The 3956-nt window shown below is 43.0% G+C and carries 4 protein-coding genes and 1 pseudogene; all 5 read left to right on the forward strand.

The window, feature by feature from the left end:
* The first annotated feature begins 149 nt into the window (after positions 1 to 149).
* Positions 150 to 2405 carry a flagellar hook protein FlgE gene (gene flgE / locus Q0546_RS03115; protein WP_298790451.1) on the forward strand — a complete coding sequence of 752 codons (2256 nt, stop codon included), beginning with the start codon at positions 150 to 152 and terminating at the stop codon, positions 2403 to 2405.
* Positions 2406 to 2478: 73 nt separating this feature from the next.
* Positions 2479 to 2757 (forward strand): BrnT family toxin, encoded by a 279-nt coding sequence (locus Q0546_RS03120; RefSeq protein ID WP_298790453.1) that lies wholly within the window; start codon positions 2479 to 2481, stop codon positions 2755 to 2757.
* The gene (locus Q0546_RS03125) at positions 2754 to 2966 is read left to right on the forward strand and encodes a CopG family antitoxin (RefSeq protein WP_297937773.1); all 213 of its coding nucleotides are present in this window, start codon (positions 2754 to 2756) and stop codon (positions 2964 to 2966) included. Before Q0546_RS03120 ends, Q0546_RS03125 begins: the two co-directional genes overlap by 4 nt.
* Before the next feature lie 83 nt (positions 2967 to 3049).
* Positions 3050 to 3670: an FAD-dependent thymidylate synthase gene (gene thyX / locus Q0546_RS03130; protein WP_122873030.1), complete on the forward strand. Its 621-nt coding sequence runs from the start codon at positions 3050 to 3052 to the stop codon at positions 3668 to 3670.
* A gap of 87 nt (positions 3671 to 3757) precedes the next feature.
* A pseudogene (locus Q0546_RS03135) lies at positions 3758 to 3956 on the forward strand (hypothetical protein); the annotation flags it as partial.

A 3956-nucleotide genomic window follows, 5' to 3' on the forward strand; every position in this document is an offset into this window, starting at 1 on the left:
CATCTTAAAATTTCTAAAAATCATTAATCTTTGCTCATATACTCTTTTCCGTCGTTACCTTCTACAACATTAAACTAAAATCAAATTTAAATTTGGAACGTCTTTTGCTTAAGTCATCTTAAAATTCACTTTTCAAAAAGGATAAAGCTATGATGAGATCACTTTGGTCGGGCGTTACGGGACTACAAGCTCACCAGATCGCTATGGATGTTGAGGGTAACAACATCGCTAACGTCAACACAGTCGGATTTAAATACAACCGTGCAAATTTCGACGACCTTATCTACCAAACTTCGCGTATCGCCACCGCACCGCAAAATCAACACGGCGGCGTAAATAACATGGAAGTTGGCCTCGGCACGCAGATAAACTCCACTACGAGGATTTTCAAGCAAGGCTCGCTGCAAACCACCGACAAACAAACCGATATCGCGCTTCAAGGCGACGGATTTTTCATGGTGAGCTCCGACGGCGGCAAAACCACCTACTACACCAGAAACGGTGACTTTTCAAGAGACAGCGAAGGTAACTTCGTCGATAACGGCGGTAACATCGTGCAAGGCTGGATGAGAGACGAGGAAACGGGAGAGATCGATCCTACTAGACCTATCGGCGATATAAAGATCCCAGTCGGCCTAACCGTGCCTGCTCGCGCTACTACAAACATCGCACTAAAAGGAAACTTGGACAGCGGTAACGACGTAGGAAATAAAAAGATACCTATCTACAAATTAGATCAGCATCACAACGGCGTAGATTTAGATAACGACGGAACTATAGCCGGTAGCGAGGTACACGATGAAAATAACGTCGGTGCAAATAGATTCTACGTAAATAGAAACGGCGAACAAAGGATGACTGAGCGAGGTGCTGATTTAGGAGTATTATTTAACGGAAACGGCGATGCATATAACTTAAGAGATGCTCAAGGAACTGGTGGGCAAGGTATCTGGGCTAGCTATGCAGATGCACAAACTAATAAACTAACTGTAGCTGGCGTAGGAACTGATGGGACTTTCGCTACTCCTGGTAAAAAACTCAATATAACGCTAAATGGGAAAAATATAACTGGTGAAAATATACGAACTATCGGTGCTTTAGCTGGTATAATAAATAGCAAATATAGTGAGACAGGCGTAGAAGCAAGTGTGGTAGAAGGAAATAAATTAGTTCTAACAAACAGAAACAATTTAGGCACTACGGCAAATATGAAAAATATTAAAATGACCGTAAATACAAGTGGAGTTCCTGCAGATGACACAGGCTTAACTAAAATAAATATAATAACCGCATATCAATATGTATATAATAAAACGCACGTATCCACTACGCATGCTTACGACGATACAAAAGAAAGAGAAGTAACCACAACCGAAGATTTACGCGAAGCTATGCAAAAAGATGCTAGAAAATTTACAAACTATACCCATGAGCAAAACCCAACTACTCTAGCTCCGACCAATTATAACAACGGCGTAGAAGTAACGGTAAACGAACACGGACAGTTTCAGTTTAAAAACCCGGAAATGGCAAATGCTAAGGATATGAATATCTCTGTAACCGGTTTAACAAACGCTACTAAAAACGTAACCGAAAACGTCAAATTTACCGCATCTATGGCGCCAATTTCAGGATCTTTAAGCGCAGGCGGTTCAACTAGGGTAACCGATAGCCTAAACATGGCCGCTCATAGCTCTAGCACCGATCTTTACGATAGCTTAGGTACGAAGCATAATATAAAAATGGACTTCGTAAAACGCGGTTACACAGAAAACGGCGGAACAGAGTGGACGATGGTCATCCAAGTGGCCGAGCCAAACTCTATAAATACCGTAGAACCTAGAAACGTAGTAACAGGTTATGTGAGATTTAACCCGGACGGCTCGCTAGCGACATATAGCCCGGCTAGCATTACCTTCGGCGCGCAAAACGGTTCGGCTATCGGCCAGCACATCGAGTTAAAATTCGGTACTACGCAGACCACCGACGGACTAACGAGCACCGATAATAACTCAAGCACCGCAGACATCAGCCAAGACGGCTACGCTAGCGGCGAGCTAAACGGTATCAGGATAGATCAAAGCGGAACGCTAGTAGGATCATTTACGAACGGCCGAAGCCTAGGACTAGCGCAAGTGGGCGTAGCTAAATTTGCAAACAATCAAGGCTTAGCCGGCGAAGGCGGAAACCTCTTCTCACGCACGGCAAACTCCGGCGATCCGATCATCGGCGCTGCTCAAACGGCCGGACGCGGTAAAATTTCGGCCTCAAGCCTTGAGATGAGTAACGTCGACCTATCTCGCTCGCTAACTCAGCTTATCGTCGTACAGCGTGGCTTCCAAGCTAACTCAAAGACGATCACGACTAGCGACGAAATGCTAAACACACTGCTTCAGTTAAAATAAATTTACCTCATCGGCTCTCTTTTTGAGAGCCGAATTTATCTTTTTATAATTATTCTATCATTATAATCGCATTATGAACTACGAATGGAATTTGATCAAAGAACGGCTAAATATCGCAAAGCACGGAGTCGATTTTGAAGAAGCTAAAAGCGTATTTGCCGATGAATTTGCGTTAGTGCTTTTTGACGAAGATCATTCAAACGATGAAGAAAGATTTTTAATTTTAGGCATGAGTCAAAAGGAGAGAATTTTGCTCGTCGTACATTGTTACCGCGAAAACGATACGATCAGAATAATCTCCTCAAGAAAAGCAACGAAAAACGAAGCCAAACAATACAAGGAGCGAAAATGAAAAAGGAATACGACTTCTCAAAAGCGATAAAAAATCCGTATGTGGACAAGCAGTTAAAAAAGCAAATTTCGATGAATATAAATGCCGATACGATAGAATATTTTAAAAATATGGCAAATAAAAAAGGCGTACCGTACCAGACGCTCATCAATATTTTTTTAACCGACTGCATGAATAGAAAACTCGATATCGCAATTGTGCAAGGGTAAAATCATTTAACCATTTCGGTAAAATCAAATTTTTATCGATTTTTAGCTAAATTTACCGCTAAATTTAACTAAAAGAGTCAAAAATGCAAGTAACGCTTCTAAATTACACCCCGCTAAATATCTGCTCGCACGCGATCCGCACGTGTTGGCAAAGCTTTGAAAAAGGCGATAACGGCGGCGAAAAAGACGTCGAGCTTATCGAGCGCGTCGGTAATAAATTTAAACACGCCAGCACGCTTGAGCACCTCTCCTACAACTTCTACATCCAAGGCATCTCGCGCGCCCTGCTGCAAGAGTTAGCCCGTCACCGCGTAGCAAGCCTCAGCGTCAAATCAACGCGCTACACGCTAAAAGAGCTAAAAAAAGAGGCTAAATTTGAGCTTGGCGACTTTGAGCGAGCGGCGAGATTTATAGTATTAACGGGCGACGAAACGGTCGATAACGCAAGCATCAAAGCGCTGGAAAATTTGCGCGAAATCCTAGCAAACACGACAAAAAGCCTCGACATCGTCAAATACTGCCTACCAGAGTGCTACAAAACCGAGCTAACGTGGAGCGTAAACGCGCGCAGTTTGCAAAATTTCCTCTCGCTTCGCAGCTCAAAATCAGCGCTTTGGGAGATTAGGAATCTCTCGCTAAAGCTTTACGAGTCGCTACCGCAGGAGCATAAATTTATATTCGAGGATCACGTAAATCAGGAATAATAGAGCGCTTTGTGCCGCCTCCAAAATAAAAGGAATGCTGTGTGAAAATTTTAAGACGAAATTTAAGGCAAGATCAGGAGCTGTAAAATGGGTCTATTTAATATTTTTAAAAAGCAAAAATTTGACGTTAATGTGCGCCCAGACGGCGTTTTTATAAACGGCGTAAACTGCGAGTTTGATCTAGCTAAATTTAACGAAGCCTTGGGTCAGCCGCGCATGATTGATGACGGAGAGGGCAAAAGCCGCTATTTTTGGGATGAGGCGGGGATTTTCGCCTTCGTGCGCG

The sequence above is a fragment of the uncultured Campylobacter sp. genome (assembly GCF_937997465.1).
Taxonomy (GTDB): Bacteria; Campylobacterota; Campylobacteria; order Campylobacterales; family Campylobacteraceae; genus Campylobacter_A.

What these genes read in the sequence shown, in the direction of transcription:
- flgE (WP_298790451.1), top strand. Translation starts at nt 150, where the DNA reads ATGATGAGATCACTTTGGTCGGGCGTTACGGGACTACAAGCTCACCAG.
- Q0546_RS03120 (WP_298790453.1), top strand. Translation starts at nt 2,479, where the DNA reads ATGAACTACGAATGGAATTTGATCAAAGAACGGCTAAATATCGCAAAG.
- Q0546_RS03125 (WP_297937773.1), top strand. Translation starts at nt 2,754, where the DNA reads ATGAAAAAGGAATACGACTTCTCAAAAGCGATAAAAAATCCGTATGTG.
- thyX (WP_122873030.1), top strand. Translation starts at nt 3,050, where the DNA reads ATGCAAGTAACGCTTCTAAATTACACCCCGCTAAATATCTGCTCGCAC.